Raw genomic sequence first — 22627 nt, forward strand, 5'->3', positions numbered from 1 at the left:
AGCGCAGAGGCTCAATTCAGCGCGCCCCCGCCAACGCAATTGGCAGCCAATCCGCAGTTGCTGGCCGCGGCCTGCAGCCTCAACAGACAGGCCCCCTGCCCTGACCTGGGCAGCAGTGATAAACTCCCGCCTTTGTTTGCCAGCCAAGGACACCACCATGTGCGGAATCGTCGGCGCCACCGCCCAACGCGATATCACCCCCATCCTGCTTGAAGGCTTGCGCCGTCTTGAGTATCGCGGCTATGACTCCGCCGGCGTGGCAGTACTGAACCCCGGTGACGGTATCCAGCGCGTGCGCGCCGTCGGCAAGGTGGCAGAGTTGGAGAGCGCCCTGCAAGCCACTCCGGTCAGCGGCACCCTGGGTATCGCTCATACCCGCTGGGCTACCCATGGCAAGCCGGCCAAGCACAATGCGCACCCGCATATCTCCAACGGCCTGGCCGTGGTACACAACGGCATCATCGAAAACCACGCCCCGCTGCGCAAACGCCTGCAGGATCTCGGCTTTGAGTTCACCTCCGAGACCGACACCGAAGTGGTCGCCCACCTGCTGGCGCACCACTATGCTGACAGCGCCAACGTACTGGACGCCTTCCGCGCCACCCTGGCAGACATCCACGGCGCCTATGCATTGGCGGTTATCCACGAGTCAGAACCCAACACGCTCTACTGCTCGCGCATGGGCAGCCCGCTGGTAATCGGCGAAGGCAGCGGCGAACACTACCTGGCCTCCGACCCGCTCGCCCTGCTCCAGGTGACTGACCGCTTCCGCTATCTGGAAGAAGGCGACTACGCACGCGTAAACCGCGAGCAATGCGAAATCTGGGATCGCGAGCACAACAGCGCGGACCGTCCGGTCGCACGCTACGAGCACGCCGCGCACAGCCTGGACAAGGGCGAGTACCGCCACTTCATGCTCAAGGAGATCTTCGAGCAGCCGCAGGCGATCAGCGACACCCTGGCCGGCACGCTCGGCGACGATCACGTCCTGACCGCGATCCTCGGCCCTGAAGCCGAAACCCGCCTCACCGATATTGCCAACATCCATATCGTCGCCTGTGGCACCAGCTACCACGCTGGCCTGGTCGCCCGTTACTGGATCGAAGAGCAAGCCGGCCTGCCGTGTCAGGTAGAAGTGGCCAGCGAGTACCGCTATCGCAGCGTGGTCGTGCCCGCCAACACCCTGCTGATCACCATCTCCCAATCTGGCGAGACCGCCGACACCCTGGCTGCCCTGCGTTACGCCAAGGACCAGGGCTATCTCGCTACTCTAGCGATCTGCAACGTCGCCGGCAGCTCACTGGTGCGTGAAGCAGACTGGCGCCTGTTGACCCACGCCGGCCCCGAAATTGGCGTCGCCTCCACTAAAGCCTTCACCACCCAGCTGGTCGCCCTGCTGTGGCTGACCACCGCCTTGGCACAAACACGTGGCCGCACCGAGTACGTCGCCCGCAACGTCGACGCACTGCGCGCCCTGCCAGCACAGGTCGAGGCGGTACTCGGCCTGGAACCTGCGATTACCGAACTGGCCCAACGCTTTGCCAACAAACACCACGCGCTGTTCCTGGGCCGCGGCCCGCACTACCCCATCGCGATGGAAGGCGCACTCAAGCTCAAGGAAATCTCCTACATCCACGCCGAAGCCTACGCCGCCGGCGAACTCAAGCACGGCCCGTTGGCACTGGTGGATGAAGACATGCCTGTGGTCAGCGTCGCGCCCAGCGACAGCCTGCTGGAAAAACTGCGCTCCAACCTGGAAGAAGTCCGCGCCCGTGGCGGCCAGCTGATCAACTTCGCCTGCGAAACCATCGAGCCCAGCGGCGACAGCAGCGTCCAGACCGTCGGCCTGCCGTGGGTCGAAGAATGCGTCTCCCCGGTGCTCTACACCCTGCCCCTGCAACTGCTTAGTTACCACGTCGCGTTGGTCAAAGGGACTGACGTCGACAAGCCGCGCAATCTGGCCAAATCGGTGACGGTCGAGTAGGTACACTTCTTGCATAAGCCTGACCGACAACGGCCAGACTGGCAGCCAACCCGCGTGATAGACGAAAGCACTTTAATTCGAGCGAAATTCGCGCCCAAAAATGGCGCACAACAAGGTAAACTGCGCACCGTTTTTAAATAAGGCAGTCCGGTGACAGCCCGATTGCAGCGCCGCTGGCGCACTTCAAGAAGATTCGGAACCAATCCGAACATCCCCTCTCAAAGCACCCGGCGCGCAGCCCAAGCCGCACTGCGCCGCCAACCTGCTGTTTTAACGAGAGTTGCAGTATCCGTAAGGTCACAAAAAAGTAACCTTACCTAAACATACTAAGCCGGCCTAAAATACATCACCGCCCTTCTGGCGCCGCACCACACAAGGCCAGAAGCAAGCAAAGTCCTCAGGATGAAGACTGTAAATCCTGGGGCGGTAGCGTGCCTGAACGCCTGTTTTTTGTGCAGCCAATGCGTCTCGGGCCTGTATCACTTTAGCGCCACAGCAAGCTTGACCCCCACCGGGGCCATGGATACAGTCAAACTGCCCTCCGAGCTACCCACAGCACAGAAGGCCGCAACTCAAGGCAGAGACAGCAGCAACATGTTCAATTCCATCCTCATCGTCTGCGTGGGCAACATCTGCCGCAGCCCCATGGCCGAAGCCATGCTTCGAGATCAGCTGGCCGGTAAAAACATCCGCGTCGCCTCAGCCGGCGTCGGCGCCCTGGTCGACAAGCCCATGGACAGCACCGCCTTGGAGGTGCTGCGCGAACACGGTGGTGACCACCCTGATCACAAGGCACGGCAGCTCACCCGCGAGATGGCACATCAGTACGACCTCATCCTCACCATGGAACCACGCCATGTGCAGGACATACTCAAGATAGCCCCAGAGGCACGCGGCAAAACCTTCCTGCTTGGCAAATGGCAAGGCGATCAGAAGATCCCTGACCCCTACCGCCAGCAACGTCCCGCGTTTGAGCACGTTTATCAAGTGGTCCAGCAAGGCGTAGCCAGCTGGGCCAAACACCTATAACAAGCACACCAGAATTCCACTCCTGATTTCCGAAGGGATTACATGCAGAACAACACCCCGCCTACGGCACAACAGCACGACAGCGACGAAATCGATCTTCTTGCCCTACTCGGCGCATTAATAGATGGCAAATGGATCATCGCCGGCTTTACCGTCTGCTTTGCAGTTATCGGTGTTGCTTATGCGCTGTTGGCTACGCCTATTTATCAGGCCAACGCGCTGATCCAAATTGAAGAGAAATCGGGCAACACACTCTCTGGTCTGGGCGAGCTGTCGGATATGCTCGGCAGTACTCCTGAGGCTGTAACGGAAATAGAACTGCTGAAATCTCGCGCGGTTATTGGGCAAGCAGTAGACAACCTGAAGCTGGATATCATTGTCGAGCCTCACTACTTCCCCATCATTGGCCGCTGGATGGCCCGCCGCTATGAGCCGGACACCAAAGGTGAAATAGCCTCACCACTACTTGGTTTTGACAGCTTTGCATGGGGCGGTGAAAACGTCGACATTTTCCAGCTTGACGTACCAAGTAGTTATCTGAGTAAGCCTTTAGAACTCGTAGCGGGCGCAAACAACACCTACACCCTTTACAACGATGACGGAGAGCTCCTCCTTCAGGGCGCTGTGGGAGAACAGGTCAGCAGCAGCGGCTTTACCATGCAGGTAAAAACGCTGAACGCGCGGCCGGAAACCCGCTTTGACGTCATCAAGCAGCGCAAGCTGAATACCATCATTGACTACCAGCAACAGTTAGGTGCAGCAGAACGGGGCAAGGATTCGGGCATCATCAGTCTGAGCATGCAGCACGACAATCCGCAATATGCCATCAGCATCCTGGATGAAGTCAGCCGGCTATATGTGCGCCAAAACGTAGAACGCAACTCTGCAGAAGCCGCGCAAAGTCTTGAGTTTCTCCGGGAGCAACTGCCTCAAGTGCGCAAAGAGCTGGAACGCTATGAGCAAGCGCTCAATGAGTATCAAACCAGCACCAACTCCGTTGACATCACGATCGAAACCCAAGCCATTTTGGACCAGATTGTCGAACTGGACACCCTGATCTCCGAGCAAAACCTCAAACGCGCGGAAATGGAACGCCGGTTCACCCGTCAGCACCCGTCGTATCAAGCGCTGCTTGACCAAATGGAGCAGCTCAAGCGCCAAAAGGCAGAGCTAACCAGCAAGGTAGAGTCACTACCAGCCACCCAACAAGAATTACTGCGCCTGACTCGTGACGTAGCCGTCACTACCGAGGTGTATACCACCATGCTCAATAGCACTCAGGAGCTGGACGTGTTGCGCGCAGGCACCGTGGGTAATGTCCGCGTTATAGACACCGCAGACGTTAATGTTGAAGAACCCGTCAAACCCAAGAAAGCCCTGATCGCGATCATCGCAACACTGCTAGGCGGCTTTATCGGCGTAGCTCTAGTGCTGCTGCGCAAAGCCCTTAACCGTGGGGTCGAAGACCCAGATGTCATAGAGCAACTCGGCCTGCCGGTCTACGCAACCATCCCTTTCAGTCGAGATCAGGAAGTAGTCGACGGTGGTGTAAAAAGCCGCCGCCCTGCTAGTGCCACTACCTCCGGCCTGCTGGCGGTTACCAACCCGGCCGACTTGGCAATCGAAGCCCTTCGCAGCCTGCGCACCAGCCTGCACTTCGCACGCCTCGAGGCAAAAAACAACATTCTGATGATTTCCGGCCCCAGCCCGGGTGTCGGTAAATCATTCGTCTCTGCCAACCTCGGCGCCATCATGGCCCAAGCAGGCCAACGGGTACTCTTGATTGATGCCGACATGCGCAAAGGCTACCTGAACAAGCTGTTCAAGCTCCCCGCCGAAAATGGATTATCAGAATTGCTCGCGACAAGAATCACCAGCAAGGACGCTATCTACCAAACCGAAGTCGAAGGCCTACAGGTTGTACCGCGCGGTCAAATACCTCCTAACCCATCGGAGCTATTGATGCACGCAAACTTCACCAGCTTCCTGGACAACGTCAAAGACGAGTACGACATCGTTATTGTAGATACCCCCCCTATCCTTGCCGTAACAGACGCTGCAATCGTCGGTCGCCACGTGGGCATGAGCCTCATCGTTACCCGCTTTGCCGTAAATGCCGCAAAAGAAATCGAAGTCGCGATGCGACGGTTTGAGCAAAACGATATTCAGCTCAAAGGGGCAATCTTCAATGCGGTAGAGAAGAAAGCCTCCTCGTATGGATATGGAAACTATGGCTACTACAACTATGAATACAAATCAGACAAGTAACACTCAAGCCCAACCAGGCAAAGGACTGTCCTAAATCATGTGCGGAATCGTCGGCGCCACTAGTAATAGAAACGTTGTCCCTATTCTTCTTGAGGGGCTAAAAAGGCTTGAATACCGCGGATACGACTCTGCGGGCATTGGCATTATCAAGGGTGAAACAATTCACAGCTGGAAAGCCACTGGAAAGGTCAAAGAGCTGGAAGCCTGTATTGCCGCAGCACCCGATACAGCTCAAACGGGTATCGCACACACTCGCTGGGCCACGCATGGCAAACCGCTCCAGCACAACGCACACCCCCATCGCTCCGACAGGCTCGCGGTGGTGCACAACGGCATCATTGAAAACCATTCGGGCTTGCGCAAGAAGCTACAAGAGCAAGGATATGAGTTCAACTCGGACACAGATACCGAGGTAATCGCTCACTTGCTTGCCAGTCACTATCGTAAAAGCGAAGACTTGCTCGTCGCATTGCGCAATACGCTCAACCAATTACGCGGTGCCTACGCCATCGGGGTGATTCACGAAGACCAACCAGAGATGCTCTACTGCGCCCGCCAAGGCAGCCCTTTGGTGATTGGGGTTGGCAGTGAAGAACACTTTATCGCCTCCGACCCACTCGCCTTGCTGCAGGTGACTGACACCTTTGTCTATCTGGAGGAAGGCGATCACGCTGTTATTAGCCCGCGCGGTATTAAGCAATGGGACGCAAGCAACAACCCCAAACAAGTAAGTAGTCAACGCTACGAACATGCTGAACTCAGCATGGAGAAGGGCGAATACCGACATTACATGCTGAAGGAAATACACGAACAACCCGCGGCGCTGCGCGACACCTTAACAGGTTTGTTTACAGAAGATCGCGTGTTGACCGCCATTCTTGGACCTGAAGCAGAAAAGCGGCTACACGAAGTACAAAATATTCATATTGTCGCCTGCGGTACTAGCTACCATGCTGGCCTGGTCGCTCGCTACTGGATTGAAGACATTGCCGGGCTCGCCTGTAATGTTGAGATTGCCAGCGAGTTTCGTTACCGTCGCGTCGCTGTGCCCGCCAATACATTACTGGTCTGTATCTCTCAGTCAGGCGAGACAGCGGATACACTAGCCGCATTGCGCCACGCTAGGCATGAGGGCTACCTGGCCACCCTGGCCATTTGCAACGTGCCCGGCAGCTCATTAGCCCGCGAGGCAGATTGGCGACTACTGACCAAAGCCGGCCCGGAAATTGGCGTGGCGTCAACCAAGGCTTTTACCACTCAGCTTGCCGTCTTACTCTGGCTAAGCGCGGCACTCGCCCAGACCCACGGAGCGCCGCCAGAAATCACCGGCGAGATTGTCCGCGCCTTGCGTGGCTTACCAACCCAAGTCGAGCAAGCGCTCCAACAGGATGCTGAGATTCAGCGTTTGGCTGAGCGCTTTGCGAACAAACAACACACGCTTTTTCTGGGCCGCGGCCCCCTGTATCCCATCGCCATGGAAGGCGCACTCAAGTTAAAAGAAATCAGCTATATACATGCTGAAGCTTATGCTGCTGGCGAACTAAAACATGGCCCGCTGGCACTAGTTGATGAAAGCATGCCGGTTGTATCTGTCGCGCCCAACTGCCAACTATTGGAGAAACTTAAGTCCAACCTGGAAGAGGTGCGGGCTCGCGGTGGCCAGTTAATTAACTTCGCCTGCGAGACAGCAGACATGCAAGATCAAGATGGCATCACTCACATCCACATGCCCTGGGTAAATAGCTGCATAGCCCCTATTCTTTACACTCTCCCGCTGCAACTGCTCAGCTACTATGTCGCCCTAGTCAAGGGCACAGACGTCGACAAGCCCCGCAATCTAGCGAAATCAGTAACTGTTGAGTAGTTAGGCACCAGCAACGCACCAACTCACTCCCGGCTATCAAAAGACATGACTCAATTGAAAACCCTTTGCGTATTCGGTACGCGTCCCGAAGCTATCAAAATGGCGCCACTCGCACTGCAACTTGCAAAAGACCCACAAGTTGATGCCAAGGTGTGCGTCACAGGTCAGCACCGCGAGATGCTAGATCAAGTATTAGGGCTATTCGACCTAAAGCCCGACTTCGATCTCAATATCATGAAACCAGGACAAGACCTGACCGATGTCACGTCTGCCATTCTGCAAGGCATGAGAGGCGTATTGGCCACCTGCAGGCCCGACATCGTATTGGTCCATGGGGACACTGCAACCACATTTGCCACGGCCTTGGCTGCATACTATCAACAAATTCCGGTAGCCCATGTGGAAGCAGGTCTGCGCACCGGTAACCTCTACTCTCCTTGGCCGGAAGAAGCGAACCGTTCGCTTACCGGCGTATTGACTGCACTGCATTTCGCTCCGACCGAAGGCTCCCAGCAAAACCTACTCCGTGAAGCAGTCCCGGCAGACCGGATCCATATAACAGGCAATACGGTGATCGACGCGCTGCTGCAGGTGGTTGAGAAACTAAAACAGCCGGAGCTAAATAATCAGTTCGACCAGCAATTCAACTTCCTAGACGCCAGCAAAAAACTGGTACTAGTGACCGGCCATCGACGGGAAAGTTTTGGTGGAGGTTTTGAGCGTATTTGCAAAGCCCTAGTAAACACGGCTGCGAAGCATCCCGATGTGCAAATTGTCTACCCCGTGCATCTGAACCCGAACGTACGAGAGCCAGTCAACCGCCTACTGAGCGGCCAGCCAAATATCAAATTAATCGAACCTCAAGATTACTTACCCTTCGTATATCTGATGAACCGAGCCCACATCATTCTCACCGACTCGGGCGGCATTCAGGAAGAGGCACCATCACTCGGCAAACCAGTGTTGGTGATGCGTGACACCACTGAGCGACCAGAAGCGGTCGCAGCAGGAACAGTTCGACTCGTGGGCACGGATAGCGAGCAAATTTGCCAGCAGCTCAGCTTGCTCCTAGAAAACCCGGAGGCTTACAGCAAAATGGCCATGGCGCACAACCCCTATGGCGACGGCAAAGCCTGTGACCGCATCCGCCGAATTCTTATTAACTGGAATGTAGCTCGAAAGGAAGACGCATGAACTTCAACACTATATCTATGATCGGTCTCGGCTACATCGGCCTACCGACGGCAGCTGCCTTTGCCTCTCGTAAGGTGAAGGTTATTGGGGTTGACGTGAACCCTCACGCGGTAGAGACCATAAATAAGGGACAAATACACATTGTCGAGCCGGATCTGGACATGGTCGTGCACTCCGCCGTGACGGAGGGCTATCTGCGCGCCACACTAACTCCAGAACCAGCCGACGCATTCTTGATAGCGGTACCCACTCCCTTCAAGGGGGACAACCATGACCCCGACCTAAGTTATATAGAGTCAGCCGCAAAGGCTATCGCTCCAGTACTGCAAAAGGGAAATTTAGTCATTCTGGAGTCGACAAGTCCAGTAGGCGCAACCGAAAAAATGGCCACATGGCTGGCCGAGGCACGTTCAGATTTGACCTTCCCACATACTCATGGCGAAGAGTCAGACATCCGCATTGCCCACTGCCCCGAACGCGTTCTGCCTGGCCATGTGCTTCGCGAATTAGTCAACAATGATCGCGTGATCGGTGGAATGACCCCCAAATGCTCGCAACTAGCAGCGGCGCTTTATAAAATATTTGTGCAAGGCGAGTGCGTCATAACCAACGCCCGTACGGCTGAAATGTGCAAGTTGACGGAAAACAGCTTTCGAGATGTGAACATTGCCTTTGCCAATGAACTGTCTATTATTTGCGACAAGCTAGACATAAACGTTTGGGAGTTGATAGGTCTAGCGAATCGTCATCCGCGAGTTAATATCTTACAACCAGGCCCAGGTGTTGGAGGACATTGTATTGCGGTGGATCCTTGGTTCATAGTTAGCAAAACGCCGAAGGAATCGCGACTAATCCGTACCGCACGAGAAGTCAATGACTCCAAGCCTGAATGGGTAGTTAAGAAAGTGGAGTCTGCAATAAATGAACACCTAAAATTGTTTCCTGAAAAGACACCAAGCCAGGTTACCGTCGCTTGTCTTGGTTTAACTTTTAAAGCAGATATTGATGATCTACGTGAAAGCCCTGCACTGCAGATAGCCACAAAAATTGCGGAGCGGAACAAAGGACGCACAATCGCCGTCGACCCTAACATAAAAACCAAAAAACCGCCGATACCTAGCAACATAAGTCTAACTAGCACTGCGGAAGCCTGCTCAACGGCAGATGTGACTGTCATACTGGTAAACCACAAAGAGTTTAAAATCCCTGGCGCTCTTAACTTCAAAACAAATTTTATAGTCGATGCAACTGGAATAATAGAAAACCAAGCCTAACCCTGCCTCAATCTTACCGATCTAACCTTACAAAGAAACCAGGTAACAGATGAACAATACAGACACACTAAAGCTCGCAGTCCTTGGCTTAGGCTATGTAGGGCTGCCGCTCGCAGTTGAATTCGGAAAGAAACGCGACGTGACGGGGTTTGACATAAACACAGCCCGAATAGAAGCATTGACAAAAGGGCACGACTCTACGTTAGAAGTAAGTCGCAACGAACTTCAAGAGGCAAAATATTTAAACTACACCTCCTGCATTGAAGATATTAAAGAATGCAACGTTTTTATCATCACGGTGCCGACTCCCATTGATGAGCACAAGCAGCCAGATCTATCGCCATTAACCAGCGTAACCAAGAGCATCGGTAAAATACTTAAAAAGGGCGACATCGTAATATATGAATCAACGGTATACCCGGGCGCGACCGAAGAGCATTGCGTCCCAATATTAGAAAAAATTTCAAACCTAAAATACAACACCGACTTCTTCGCAGGTTATAGTCCTGAGCGAATAAACCCAGGCGACAAAGAACACAGGGTAAAAGACATAAAAAAGGTCACCTCAGGCTCGACAGAAAAAGTTGCAGACATCGTCGACAGGCTTTATGCCGAAATCATTGTAGCAGGCACGCACAAAGCGCAGAGCATACGTGTCGCAGAAGCCGCAAAAGTTATAGAAAACACTCAACGAGACCTCAACATTGCGTTAATAAATGAGCTCGCCATTATCTTCAACAAACTAGGCATCGACACACAAGCTGTCTTAGAAGCTGCTTCCACAAAGTGGAACTTCTTGCCATTCAAGCCTGGGTTAGTGGGTGGGCACTGTATCGGTGTCGACCCTTATTATCTCACTCACAAAGCTCAGAAGATCGGATACCATCCCGAAATCATCCTCGCAGGACGAAGACTGAACGACGGCATGGGAAGCTATATCGTCTCGCAATTAACCAAAGCGATGTTAAAACGGCGCATACATGTTAACGGGGCGCGAGTGCTAATCATGGGACTAGCTTTCAAAGAAAACTGTCCCGACCTGAGAAACACTAGAGTAGTGGACATATTAAATGAGCTTAGTGAGTACAATATTGACGTAGACATTCATGACCCATGGGTAGATGAACTCGAAGCCAAAAGCGAATACGACATCACCCTGACTAAAAGTCCAGAGGCAGACTCGTACGACGCAATAATAATCGCCGTAGCGCACGACGAGTTTCGAAAATTAGGCGTAGACAAGATTAGGTCTTTTGGTAAAACCTCACACATCATTTACGACCTAAAGCACCTATTTAGCGCCGAGCACTCAGACCTTCGCCTTTAAAGACGACAAATCAGCAGTAAATAAAAGCATATGATTGCCACCTTCACAAGCAACAAAGAGATCACAAAGAAATGACTCGTTACTCGGAAATAAAACAGTCGCTTCTACTGCAACCTAAAACCTGGTTAATAACTGGAGTTGCAGGCTTCATTGGATCGAACCTTCTAGAAACACTACTAAAACTGAACCAAAGCGTCGTCGGGCTCGACAATTTCTCTACAGGACATCAGAAAAACCTAGACGAAGTGAAAGCACTAGTAACCCCTGAACAATGGAGTAACTTCCAGTTCATTGAGGGCGATATACGAGACATGGAAGCATGTCGCAATGCAATGACTCATTTATCACTAGGTGACGACACAACAAGTAAAAAAAGACGCGTCGATTACGTACTTCACCAGGCAGCATTAGGATCTGTTCCGAGATCTATTAACGACCCTACCACCACCAACGATGTAAATATCAGCGGATTTCTAAATATTCTAATCGCCGCAAGAGATGCGGAGGTGAAGAGCTTCACCTATGCGGCGAGCAGCTCAACATATGGGAGTCATGAGGCACTCCCCAAAAAAGAAGACATTATCGGTTCGCCTTTATCGCCGTATGCCGTGACTAAGTATGTCAACGAGCTTTATGCAGATGTTTTTTTCAAAACCTATAATTTCAACTCAATTGGGCTGCGATATTTCAATGTATTTGGAAAACGTCAAGACCCCGACGGTGCTTATGCAGCCGTAATCCCAAAGTGGACTGCAGAAATGATCAGGGGAGGAAAAATCGAGATCAACGGGGACGGGGATACAAGTAGAGATTTCTGCTTTATTGCAAATGCAGTGCAAGCAAATCTGCTTGCAGCAACCAATACGCTAGAAGAATCTTTTAATAATGTCTACAACGTAGCCTACGGTGGACGCACATCACTTAACCAACTATTTTCCATCATACAAGCCACTTTGAAGGGAAACGGGGTGCATTATAGCCCCCCACCCATATATAAAGATTTTCGACCTGGCGATGTACGACACTCCCAAGCAGATATTAGCAAAGCCAAAACCCTATTAGGTTACATGCCGGAAAATGACATTACCAGCGGCATAGAACTCGCTATGCCTTGGTACATTAAGAGCTTGAATAGAAAAAAATAGAAATGAAAAACATTGCAATAATTACCCCCTTGAGGGACGAAATCAATAATATTGATCGACTATTTTCGGCAATAGAGCATCAAACACAACCCCTCTACCTATGGATCATAGTTGAAAACGGCAGCACAGATGGAAGCGTGGAAAAACTATTATCCAGAGCCAAAACCTCAAAAATAAGGAAAATAGTCATATTAAACGAAGCCTTCGACGACAACACTTATGCTCTCGGAAGCAAGTATTCCCAAGTAGTAAGCCGCGGCTTCGAAAAAGCAAAGTTAGAAGCTGATTACTCTGAACTCAGCCATATCGGAATACTAGACTCTGACTGCTTCCCGGAGGAAGCATATTACGAAAAGCTTACACGCTTTTTGGATAAACATCCCGACACAGGGATAACTAGCGGAATTATATACGATGACGCAGGAAAACCAGATTCGGCGTCGATGAATTGGGTCCGAGGAGGTTGCCGGTTATGGAAAATGGATTGCTTCAATGAAAGCGGATATATCATTGGCCCTTCCGCCGACGCGCTAAGCTCAGCCAAAGCATCAATTGCAGGCTGGAATTCAAATGTATGTAAAAGCGCCAAGGTCATCTCAAGAGAAGTCGGCGCAAGGGTAAACCATAGATACTACGGCTACGCAAGCTACTTTCGCGGCGTAACACCTGTATATGCTATTTTGAGGACCATTGCAATAACACCTCGGTCTCCGAGCAACGCGCTACAGTATATGATTGGGTACTTTGAAAGCTTAATATCGAGAAAAAAAAGGTGTGCCGACCCTGGGATTTTAAAGTATTACAAGAACTACACATGGAACAAGGCAAAAACGCTTTTTAAACCGAATTAATATATGCATATCATCCTTGCTGTCGTCATTTTAGGCATTGCACTTGTTCCGGCTGCGCTATATGTCGCAATGCCAACATATATGGGGATATTGTTTTTAGCACACAAAACAAAAACCACAAATAAAAGCCAAGGAACAGCCATACCAAGCTCAGCCATAATTATCGCGACGATAATCATCGTCACCTTATTTCTTTCAGTGCTGGCTAATCAATCAATTTCAGACTTATATTTATCCTTCCGCGGATCAGCTCGATATATGATATATCTGGCGTTTGCCGTCACAGTAGCAAAAACAAACCCGAACACACTAAGGTCCACACTCCGACTGCTATTGATCCCACTAGCTTTAGGCCTGGCGCTTCAAAACTATTTAACGCTATACGAGCCGATAAGCGGAACCACAAGATATAAATTCATATTTGAGCATCCAAATCATTTTGCTTACTTCTTAGTACCTATCTTTTTCTATTATTTAGCTTTAGAAAAGAATCAAAGATATAAGCTGCTTGGAATTTCAATTGTTTCAATATCTCTAGCCTTATCAAAAAGTAGCGGCGCAGCGTTAACAGTATCTGCGATAACAATTGTGTACTTCTCAAAAAACTCTAAAGCCCTGCTTTACGGGTTACTTTGTGCGATAGCACTAGCTTCACTCGCGTATATAACAGGCACCTATGATAAGTTATATGCTCAAATAACCTCTTTTTCACCAGGGGAGTTAAACACAAAGATTGACGATCAAAATTTTGGCGGCTCCGGATCGCTAAGCTGGCGATTGGTCTACTGGGGTGCAATATTAAAATCCATATCCATCGAAAGCTGGCATTCACTTTTGATCGGTTTAGGATATGGCTCCATGTCCTACGGAAGTTATGCTTTCGACTTCATGTACACCGACCCACACAACGACATTATAAAGACTCTAGCGGAAAACGGGTTGATTGGAATAGTAACGCTAGCCTACATTTCATACTTAGCAGGAAGAAAACTAACCAAGCATAAGCTAGCCTTTTTCCTGTCTTTGTTGATACCGATGTTTTTTGGAAACATCCTAGTGAACGCGGCTTACATCTCAACAACCATAATCACTTTTCACTTACTGCACAGAGCCTCTACACCAGACAATGAATATTAAGCGCATTTTTTTTGGATTTCTTTCAGCCAACCTTTCAACGCAACGAGTAATTTGGCCTATTTCAAAACAGTTTTGGAAAGCATCCTTAGGCGCCATGGGTAATAACGTTAGAATTCTGAGAGGTACAAAAGCGATCTCTCCCAGCAACATACGCCTCGGAGAAAACGTATATATTGGTGAGCGATGCGCTCTTTACGGTTATGCAAACATAACCGTCGGACAAAACACTCTCATAGCAAGAGAAGTTATCATCCTTACTAGGAATCATATTTTTTCTTCTTTGGACTCCCCTATACGAGATCAAGGATATAGCGTTTCACCTGTCACAATCGAAGAAGACGTTTGGGTTGGCGCCAGAGTAACTATTTTACCTGGCGTAACAATTGGGAAAGGAAGTGTGGTCGCAGCTGGCAGTGTAGTTACAAAAGATATACCTAAATACTCAATCGTAGCTGGCATTCCAGCAAGACAAGTCAAGTCGAGATTAGAGCAGTGAAAAGAAAAACAGAGCTATTTCTTTCTCTCATTAATCGCGCCACAATCCCCGTAGCCACATTTTTATCTTTAATAATATTTGCCAGAACTTTACCAGCAGACGAATTCAACGGTTACTTGATCAGCATGACCGTCGCGACCTGGTCCATAGCAACGGCGTTCCAGTGGCAAAAAAACACTGTCATTCGACTGTTCGACCCAAGGGAAAAGTCAACGACTAAGTACTTCGCCGTCGCCTTCTTGACGGCAGCGGCGTCAACCGTCGTGATATTTGCATATAGCTATATCGACCAACGAATCAGCTCACTCGTAGCTGTGTTTGTAATAACTACGGGTCTCACCTACGTCTTGGGAGGGATACTTAGATCGTCCGGTAGAACCTTCGCCTTTCTTACCACAGAAACCTTGTTCACTCTCGTAAAGTGGACGCTAGGTGCAACAGCTGCCTATTTCTTTATATCTACTGACGCAATATTTATAGGCCTAGCGATTGGCACATCGCTAGCCTGCACTATAGCTTTTTCAATCATAATAAAAGACGGATACAGCCTTTTCCAAGAAAAAACTTCAGCTCTAGAAATAAGAAAAATTCTTGGCTTCGGCTTTTTTTTAGCAATAAATGACTTCTTTGGCTCAGGTTTGATGTACGTAGATCGACTTTGGTTTTCAGATGCCACTGTATCTGAAAGCTATATTATCGCCTCCAACATAGGAAATCAGATTAGCTCCGTGATAATGGGGGCATTTCTAATGGTGGTTTTTCCTAGAATATCTACGCAATACAAGAGCGGTGGTGCCTGGGAAGCTAGTTTCAAAAAATATCTAAAGCTGTTCCCAGGTTTCGCGTTAACATGTTGCGCAGCATCTTACTTCGGAGCTCCCTACCTTATTGAATTCATAAAACCATCGCTTTACGAAATACCTCACCTCGCTATATTGGTAACGGTATCACAGTGCTGCTATTACCTTCTCGTTTTTCTCTCAATACCCTACCTAATCACAATGCGACCCAAAACACCAACACTGATTATCGCACTTTCCTTCATTCTATTTTTAATATTAGGGCAGATTCTCATCAAAGTTGAAACCCAGCCACAGGCCATCGTTCTAAGCAAAACAATAATATTACTTCTCTCATGCGTCGCGTCCTGGTACTTATACTCCAAACGTCTCCCAGGTAAAGCCGCACCATAGTTACCGACGCCCACAAATACATCTATCAATTCTACCAGCACCTCGCCATCTAAGCTCAACATCAAACCTTCAAATACTTTATTTAGGAAAACAATGCGACGCATAACTTTTTTAGACTGCCCTATGCACCCGATAACGATGACAGATACAGTCACAGCAATCACATCAGCAATCGACAATGGTGTATTTACTCAGCACGTGGTGGTGAATGTCGCGAAGCTTGTAAATATGCGTACCGATTCTTTACTCAAAGAATCCATAGAACAGTGCGACATAATAAACATCGACGGCATGGGTGTAGTTGTTGGGGCACGCTTTTTAGGACACAATATTCCAGAACGCGTAGCAGGTATCGACCTTTTCCACGCTTTGCTAAAGATGAGCGCGCAACGTGGACATGCAATATACCTCTTAGGTGCCGAGCAAGAAGTATTAGTAAAAACCGAGCGCAAGGTCAAAGAGCTATACCCCAGCTTAAACGTTGCCGGTAGCCACAACGGTTACTTCTGGGATGATGAGGAGTCCGTTGTTAGCGACATAAAAGCCTCAGGTGCGAAGCTTCTTTTCGTCGCCATCACCTCGCCCAAAAAAGAGAACTTTATAAATCGTTGGCGCGATCAACTGGGCGTTAATTTTGTTATGGGTGTAGGTGGCACATTCGATGTAGTCGCTGGCAAGGTTTCCCGTGCCCCCAAATGGATGCAAGACAGTGGTCTGGAGTGGTTATACCGGGTAATTCAAGAACCAAGACGAATGTGGAAGCGGTATTTAAAAACTAATCTATTGTTTGCATGGTTACTGCTTAAAGAAAAGCTTTCCATCCGTTAATTAAGCTGAACTCTCATGCCCACAATTTCCTGTTTCAAAGCCTACGACATCCGCGGCCAACTCGGCACAGAGCTCGATGAAGATATCGCCTATCGTATTGCCCGCGCGTTCGCACAGTTCCTCAAGCCCCAGCGTATCGTCTTGGGTGGCGATGTCCGCGCCACCTCCCCTACTCTTAAAGCTGCGCTCGCCAACGGCTTGCGTGATGAAGGGGTAAACGTTCTGGATCTTGGCCTGACCGGGACGGAAGAAGTTTACTTCGCCACGTTCCACCTAGGCGTCGATGGCGGCATCGAAGTGACCGCATCCCATAACCCCATCGACTACAACGGCTTCAAGCTGGTGCGCGAAGGGGCCCGGCCCATTTCGGCGGATACCGGCCTTGCCGCTATCCGCGAGATCGCCGAAGCCAGCAGCTATCAATTAGTGGACGGTAAAGACCCAGCGGTGGCAGAAGCAGACCGCGGTAACTATGAGCTGGTGGATACCCGTGCGGACTTCGTCAAGCACTTGATGGGCTATATCGATACCACCGCTTTTGACCGCCCGCTCAAGCTGGTCGTCAACGCCGGAAACGGCGCAGCGGGGCCTGCGGTTGACGCCATTGAGGCTGCTTTCAGTGCCGCCGGCCTGCCCGTTACCTTTATCAAGATCTGCCATGAGCCAGACGGCACCTTCCCCAATGGTATCCCCAACCCCATCCTGGTCGAGAACCGCGCCACCACACGTGACGCTGTGCTGGAGCACGGTGCGGACGCAGGCATCGCCTGGGACGGCGACTTTGACCGCTGCTTCCTGTTCGACGAACAAGGCCGGTTTATTGAGGGCTACTACATCGTCGGCCTGCTTGCCGAGGCGTTTCTGCAGAAAGAAAACGGCGCTCGCATCATTCACGACCCGCGCCTGGTCTGGAACACGGTTGAGCAGGTAGAGAGCAACGGTGGCGTTGCGGTACAAACCAAGGCCGGTCATGCCTTTATCAAAGAGCGCATGCGCAATGAGGATGCCATTTACGGCGGTGAGATGAGTGCGCATCACTACTTCCGTGACTTCGCCTACTGCGATAGCGGCATGATCCCCTGGTTGCTGATTGCCGAGTTGATGTGCCGCAAAGGCCTGCCCCTGTCAGCCTTGGTCGACGAGCGTATTGCGCGCTTCCCGTCCTCTGGCGAGATCAACCTGAAGGTGAAAGATGCCCCAGGCGTGCTCAAGGCCATCGAGTCCCAGTATGCCGGTGACGCTTTGAGTGTTGATCACACTGACGGCGTTAGCATCGAGTTTGCTAACTGGCGCTTCAACTTGCGCGCATCCAACACCGAGCCGGTTATTCGCCTCAACGTTGAAAGCCGCGGCGACCAAGCGCTGATGGAGCAGCAAACCAAGCAACTGTTGGACGCTATCAACGCGTTGTCCTGAGCGACCAACACCGGTCCAATACTAGAGATCGGCGCCACTCAGCGGCCGATCTCTGCGATACTATGCGACCTGAGTCACAGGCTCGTCATAGCGCTCTGCCCTGTCAACGCGTTGGGCAAAAAAAGGGGGGTGAAACCACTTCACCCTGCAAGACTCTTAATCAGATCGCAGCCGACAGTGTTTCTGAACATTGTGCATTCGCAGGAATAGATCATGCAGCCTACCCAGAACGGAATCATCCGCTCCAATGAACCGATGCTCGCGGTCATGCACCGCTGGTTGGACCTGGTCGTCATTGCCGGGGCACTTTTTGTCGTGCTCTGGTTTCAAGAGACCACACTGCACCGAGATCACTGGATCAGCTTGCTGATCACGCTCTTTCTCTTTTATCTGATCAACGATTTCAGCCACCTCTACGGCTCCTGGCGGGGTGAACACTCGCTACGCGAGCTACGCCAGGTGGGTGGCAACTGGGCAGCGGCCTTTGCCGCAGCCTTCGTGACTGACTACTTCTTTTTTCAGAACACCCGCTTGCCAGACGTGGAAAAGGTGGCTTGGTTTGCCTTGGGGCTAATTAGCCTGTGGGGCTACCGTGTGCTGCTACGGCAGGTCATGCGCCGCCTGCGTAGCCACGGTTACAACACTCGCTCCGTTGCCATTGCCGGTGCCGGTGAGCTGGGCCAGAGACTTGCGAATAACATCGTTAGTACCCCCTGGATGGGTCTGAACCTGATGGGGTTTTATGACGATAAGACCAGCGACCCGATTCCTCTTGCCGATACTAGCGTGGCAATACCTGTAAACGGTGATATGCGCCAGCTGATCAACGACGCCAAAGCAGGCATAATTGACAAAATCTATATCACCCTACCTATGCGCGCGGAACTCAAAATCAAGTGGCTGCTCGATGAACTGAGCGATAGTACCGCTTCGGTTTACCTGATTCCTGACGTCTTCGTGTTTGACCTTCTGCATGCGCGCAGTGAGTCCATCAACGGGCTGCCGAGCATCAGTATCTTCGACACCCCAATGGACGGCGCCAACCGCATCGTCAAACGCATCGAAGACATCATTCTTGCCACGCTGATCCTCGGGCTCATATCCATACCCATGCTGATGATCGCCTTCTGCGTTCGCATAACCTCTCCCGGGCCTGCGCTCTTCCGCCAGAAGCGCTACGGCATTGACGGCAAGTCCATCGAGGTCTGGAAGTTCCGCAGCATGAAAGTGATGGAAAACGGCGCCAAGGTCACCCAAGCGACCCGTGGCGATAACCGTATCACCCCCTTTGGTGCTTTTTTGCGCCGCACCTCTCTAGACGAGCTGCCGCAGTTCATCAACGTCCTGCGTGGTGAAATGTCCATCGTCGGCCCCCGCCCCCACGCCATTGCCCACAATGAGGAGTACCGCAAGATCATCAGCGGCTACATGCTCCGCCACAAGGTCAAACCTGGCATTACCGGTTGGGCGCAAATCAACGGTTGGCGTGGTGAAACTGACACCGTCGACAAGATGGAGAAGCGCATCGAGTATGACCTGGACTACATACGCAACTGGTCGCTGTTTCTAGATCTGAAGATTGTATTTCTGACGGTCTTTAAAGGGTTTATCAACAAGAATGCCTACTGATATGCAATCCACAGCTCGCGTTCTCGTCACCGGCGGCGCAGGCTATATCGGAACCCACACCTGCATTCAACTACTGTCTGCCGGCTACCAGCTATTGGTACTGGACAACTTTAGCAATAGCTCACCGGAAGCATTGCACAGAGTACAAGCGATCACGGGTATTGAAGTGCCCGGCATTGAAGGCGATATCAATGATGCCGCGCTGCTGGATAGGCTTTTTGAGCAGCACGCTATTGATGCCGTTATTCACTTTGCCGGGTTAAAAGCGGTCGGCGAGTCTGTAGCGCAGCCGCTGCGCTACTACCACAACAACGTCAGCGGCACCGTTACCCTGTGCCAGGCGATGCAGCGCGCGGGTGTTTTCAATCTGGTGTTCAGCTCGTCGGCCACGGTCTACGGCGACCCGGCGACACTGCCGATTCGCGAGGACTTTCCCACCAGTGCGACCAACCCCTATGGCCGCTCCAAGCTGATCATTGAAGAGATTCTGGGTGATCTATACACCTCCGATCCGCGCTGGAACGTGGCTTTGCTACGTTACTTCAACCCGGTCGGCGCTCACCCCAGCGGGCTAATCGGTGAAGACCCTAGCGATATCCCGAACAACCTGATGCCTTATATTGCGCAGGTTGCCGTTGGTCGCAGGGAAAGGTTAAGCGTGTTTGGTAGTGATTACCCCACGGTGGATGGCACCGGGGTGCGCGACTATATCCATGTCATGGATCTGGCGGATGGTCATGTGAGGGCGCTGGCCTGGCTGCAGCAAGGCTTGGGTATCAAGGCATTCAATCTCGGCACCGGGCGCGGCTATTCGGTATTGGAAATGCTCAAGGCTTTTGAACAAGCCTGTGGCAAGACGTTAGCGTACGAGCTGGTCGCCCGCCGCCCCGGCGATGTCGCCAGTTGCTATGCAGATCCGACGTTGGCAGAGCAGGAACTGGGCTGGAAGGCGACACTGGGTATTGAAGCCATGTGCGCCGATGGCTGGCGCTGGCAGTCGCAAAACCCGGAAGGGTATCGTAGCTGAGGAAGGTGCCAGGTCACTGGGCAGGTTGAACTCGTGCCTGACCAGTGGGGGCTCGGTGCACGTCCGTGGCCGAGTTGGAACTCGGCCTTTCCGTAAATGGGGCACGGGCTGGTGGACAAGCCGTTGGCTTCTCCACCCTACGGGCGACTGCGTGCTACGCGACCAGCGCGGTCGTAGGGCGGAGTGAGCGCAGCGTGTCCGCCATCAAACTCGCTATCCTCCCAGCGCTTGTCTGCAGCCCCTTGGTGGACACGCCTCAGGCTTTGTCCACCCTGCTCGTAGGTTTACTGGGCTTTGATAAAGTCGATCAGCCCACGGGTGGAACTGTCGAGCGCTGCGGCGGCTTCTTCACCACGAATCACCCCAAGGGTTTCGGTGGCAATTTTCTTGCCCATCTCCACTCCCCACTGGTCAAAGGGGTTGATGCCCCAGATCACCGCCTGGGCAAACACCTTGTTCTCGTACGCTGCAATCATGGCGCCCAAGCTGAAGGGGCTGAGTTCCTTCAACAGCAATGTCGAGCTGGGTTGGTTACCGCGGTAGCGCTTGTAGTGCGGCAGCTCACCCTCTTCTGCCAGCGCGGCTTCTCCCAATGCGAGCAGGCGCGACTGCGCCAAACAGTTGGCCAATGCCAGCTCATGCTGACTGACCAGCTCTTCTGCATCGACCGTATGGCGCGCCTCGTGGTAACGCAGCGCCGGCGCAATGAAGTCGCAGGTCACAACTTCAGTGCCCTGGTGCAACAGCTGATAGAACGCATGCTGCGCATTGGGCCCAACCTCTCCCCACAATACCGGGCAGGTGTGCAGCTGCACCAGCTCGCCGTCACGGTTGACTGACTTGCCGTTAGACTCCATCTCCAGCTGTTCCAGATAGGCCGGCAGTTTCTCCAGTCGACCATCATAGGGCAAGATGGCATGGGCGTTGATGCCCAGGCAGTTGGTATTCCACACGCCAATAAGCGCCATCAGCACGGGCAGATTGCTCGCCCAGGGCGCAGAGCGAAAATGCTCATCCATCAGGTGCGCACCCGCCAGCAGCTGGCGGAACCCCTCCATGCCGATACGCAGCGCAATCGGCAGTCCAATACAGGACCACAGTGAATAACGACCGCCCACCCAGTCCCAGATCTGCAGCTGGTTTTCCCGATGAATACCCCACTCGCTCATCTTCTCGGGCTTGGACGATACGCCGATAAAGTGGCAGTGCATCAGCCCTGCGCATTTACCCAGCGAGCGCTCCAGCCAGGCCAACGCCGTATTGGCGTTGTAAAGCGTATCGACAGTCGTGAAGGACTTGGACGAGACAATGAACAGCGTATTTTGCGGCCGCAACTGCTGCAGCAGCTGCGCCATCTGACTGCCGTCCATTGATGATGCAAAGTGAATGCCGAGCGACTTGCTGCTCTTGATTGCAAAATCGTTAAGCGCGCGGCTGACCATCAAGGGGCCAAGATCCGAGCCACCCACACCGATATTGACTACATCGGTGATGACTTCACCGGTCATGCCGCGCCATTGGCCACTGTGGATCTTATCGACCATCGCAGCCATGCGATCCAACTGCGACTGCACATCGGAATAGACGCCCTCTACCGGCTCCTTCAGCTCTGTGTCGGCAGGCACGCGCAGCGCCCAGTGCATGGCCGCGCGATGCTCGGTGTTGTTGACCGTTTCGGCATTGAACAAGCGCTCGATCCAGCCGCGCAGGTCAGCACTGTCAGACAGGGCAAACAACTTCTCCAGTGCCAGCGAGTCCACACGCTGCTTGCTGTAATCCAGCAGCAGAGGGCCGGCGGTCACGTTAAATCCGGCAAAGCGCTGTTCATCCGCGCGAAACAGCTCAGCCAGGTGCAGAGGGCGCAGGCGCTCTGCCTGGATATTCAGGTCAGCCCAGGCCTGCTGCTCAGCTTGCGTACCCGTATCGGGTATGGATTTGAAGGCATTCATGTCGGCATCCCTCTGG

Annotated in this window: 17 protein-coding genes; 16 read left to right on the plus strand and 1 reads right to left on the minus strand. The window is 52.2% G+C overall.

All coding sequences use genetic code 11. From position 1 onward, the window contains the following. The first annotated feature begins 157 nt into the window (after window positions 1–157). From glmS (CNQ84_RS06790) to galE, 16 genes are all read left to right on the plus strand, one after another. Window positions 158–1984 (plus strand): glutamine--fructose-6-phosphate transaminase (isomerizing), encoded by a 1827-nt coding sequence (gene glmS, locus CNQ84_RS06790; protein WP_096004150.1) that lies wholly within the window; start codon window positions 158–160, stop codon window positions 1982–1984. Window positions 1985–2578: 594 nt separating this feature from the next. Then, on the plus strand, window positions 2579–3013 hold the full coding sequence (locus CNQ84_RS06795) for a low molecular weight protein-tyrosine-phosphatase (protein ID WP_096004151.1): 435 nt from the start codon (window positions 2579–2581) through the stop codon (window positions 3011–3013). A gap of 42 nt (window positions 3014–3055) precedes the next feature. Continuing rightward, window positions 3056–5281: a polysaccharide biosynthesis tyrosine autokinase gene (locus tag CNQ84_RS06800; RefSeq protein WP_096004152.1), complete on the plus strand. Its 2226-nt coding sequence runs from the start codon at window positions 3056–3058 to the stop codon at window positions 5279–5281. Window positions 5282–5318: 37 nt separating this feature from the next. Then, on the plus strand, window positions 5319–7145 hold the full coding sequence (gene glmS / locus CNQ84_RS06805; protein ID WP_096004153.1) for a glutamine--fructose-6-phosphate transaminase (isomerizing): 1827 nt from the start codon (window positions 5319–5321) through the stop codon (window positions 7143–7145). Window positions 7146–7190: 45 nt separating this feature from the next. Further along, window positions 7191–8339, plus strand: coding sequence for a non-hydrolyzing UDP-N-acetylglucosamine 2-epimerase (gene wecB, locus CNQ84_RS06810; protein WP_096004154.1), 1149 nt, complete (start codon window positions 7191–7193; stop codon window positions 8337–8339). Then, window positions 8336–9613 carry a UDP-N-acetyl-D-mannosamine dehydrogenase gene (gene wecC, locus CNQ84_RS06815; protein ID WP_096004155.1) on the plus strand — a complete coding sequence of 426 codons (1278 nt, stop codon included), beginning with the start codon at window positions 8336–8338 and terminating at the stop codon, window positions 9611–9613. The genes wecB and wecC overlap by 4 nt, the downstream gene beginning before the upstream one ends. Window positions 9614–9662: 49 nt before the next feature. Further along, window positions 9663–10940 (plus strand): Vi polysaccharide biosynthesis UDP-N-acetylglucosamine C-6 dehydrogenase TviB, encoded by a 1278-nt coding sequence (gene tviB / locus CNQ84_RS06820; RefSeq protein WP_096004156.1) that lies wholly within the window; start codon window positions 9663–9665, stop codon window positions 10938–10940. Between the two features lie 71 nt (window positions 10941–11011). After that, window positions 11012–12085: an NAD-dependent epimerase/dehydratase family protein gene (locus CNQ84_RS06825; RefSeq protein WP_096004157.1), complete on the plus strand. Its 1074-nt coding sequence runs from the start codon at window positions 11012–11014 to the stop codon at window positions 12083–12085. Window positions 12086–12087: 2 nt separating this feature from the next. Continuing rightward, on the plus strand, window positions 12088–12936 hold the full coding sequence (locus CNQ84_RS06830) for a glycosyltransferase family A protein (RefSeq protein WP_096004158.1): 849 nt from the start codon (window positions 12088–12090) through the stop codon (window positions 12934–12936). A 3-nt stretch (window positions 12937–12939) separates the two neighbouring features. Continuing rightward, window positions 12940–14073, plus strand: a complete 1134-nt coding sequence (locus CNQ84_RS06835) for an O-antigen ligase family protein (protein ID WP_096004159.1) — start codon at window positions 12940–12942, stop codon at window positions 14071–14073. Then, entirely contained in the window at window positions 14063–14569 is a 507-nt protein-coding gene (locus CNQ84_RS06840; protein WP_096004160.1) for an acyltransferase, read from the plus strand. Before CNQ84_RS06835 ends, CNQ84_RS06840 begins: the two co-directional genes overlap by 11 nt. Beyond that, the gene (locus CNQ84_RS06845) at window positions 14566–15762 is read left to right on the plus strand and encodes a lipopolysaccharide biosynthesis protein (RefSeq protein ID WP_133065876.1); all 1197 of its coding nucleotides are present in this window, start codon (window positions 14566–14568) and stop codon (window positions 15760–15762) included. The genes CNQ84_RS06840 and CNQ84_RS06845 overlap by 4 nt, the downstream gene beginning before the upstream one ends. Window positions 15763–15900: 138 nt before the next feature. Then, complete coding sequence (locus tag CNQ84_RS06850) at window positions 15901–16590, plus strand: WecB/TagA/CpsF family glycosyltransferase (protein WP_281254812.1); 690 nt, start codon at window positions 15901–15903, stop codon at window positions 16588–16590. 15 nt (window positions 16591–16605) lie between these two features. Further along, window positions 16606–18006, plus strand: coding sequence for a phosphohexomutase domain-containing protein (locus CNQ84_RS06855; RefSeq protein ID WP_096004163.1), 1401 nt, complete (start codon window positions 16606–16608; stop codon window positions 18004–18006). Window positions 18007–18219: 213 nt separating this feature from the next. Continuing rightward, complete coding sequence (locus CNQ84_RS06860; RefSeq protein ID WP_096004164.1) at window positions 18220–19635, plus strand: undecaprenyl-phosphate glucose phosphotransferase; 1416 nt, start codon at window positions 18220–18222, stop codon at window positions 19633–19635. A gap of 1 nt (window position 19636) precedes the next feature. After that, entirely contained in the window at window positions 19637–20662 is a 1026-nt protein-coding gene (gene galE / locus CNQ84_RS06865; RefSeq protein WP_096004165.1) for a UDP-glucose 4-epimerase GalE, read from the plus strand. A gap of 284 nt (window positions 20663–20946) precedes the next feature. Here the strand turns inward: galE and pgi are convergent, their stop codons facing one another. Further along, window positions 20947–22611: a glucose-6-phosphate isomerase gene (gene pgi, locus CNQ84_RS06870; protein WP_096004166.1), complete on the minus strand. Its 1665-nt coding sequence runs from the start codon at window positions 22609–22611 to the stop codon at window positions 20947–20949. Between the last annotated feature and the right edge of the window lie 16 nt (window positions 22612–22627).

Source organism: Pseudomonas abyssi (assembly GCF_002307495.1).
Lineage (GTDB): Bacteria > Pseudomonadota > Gammaproteobacteria > Pseudomonadales > Pseudomonadaceae > Halopseudomonas > Halopseudomonas abyssi.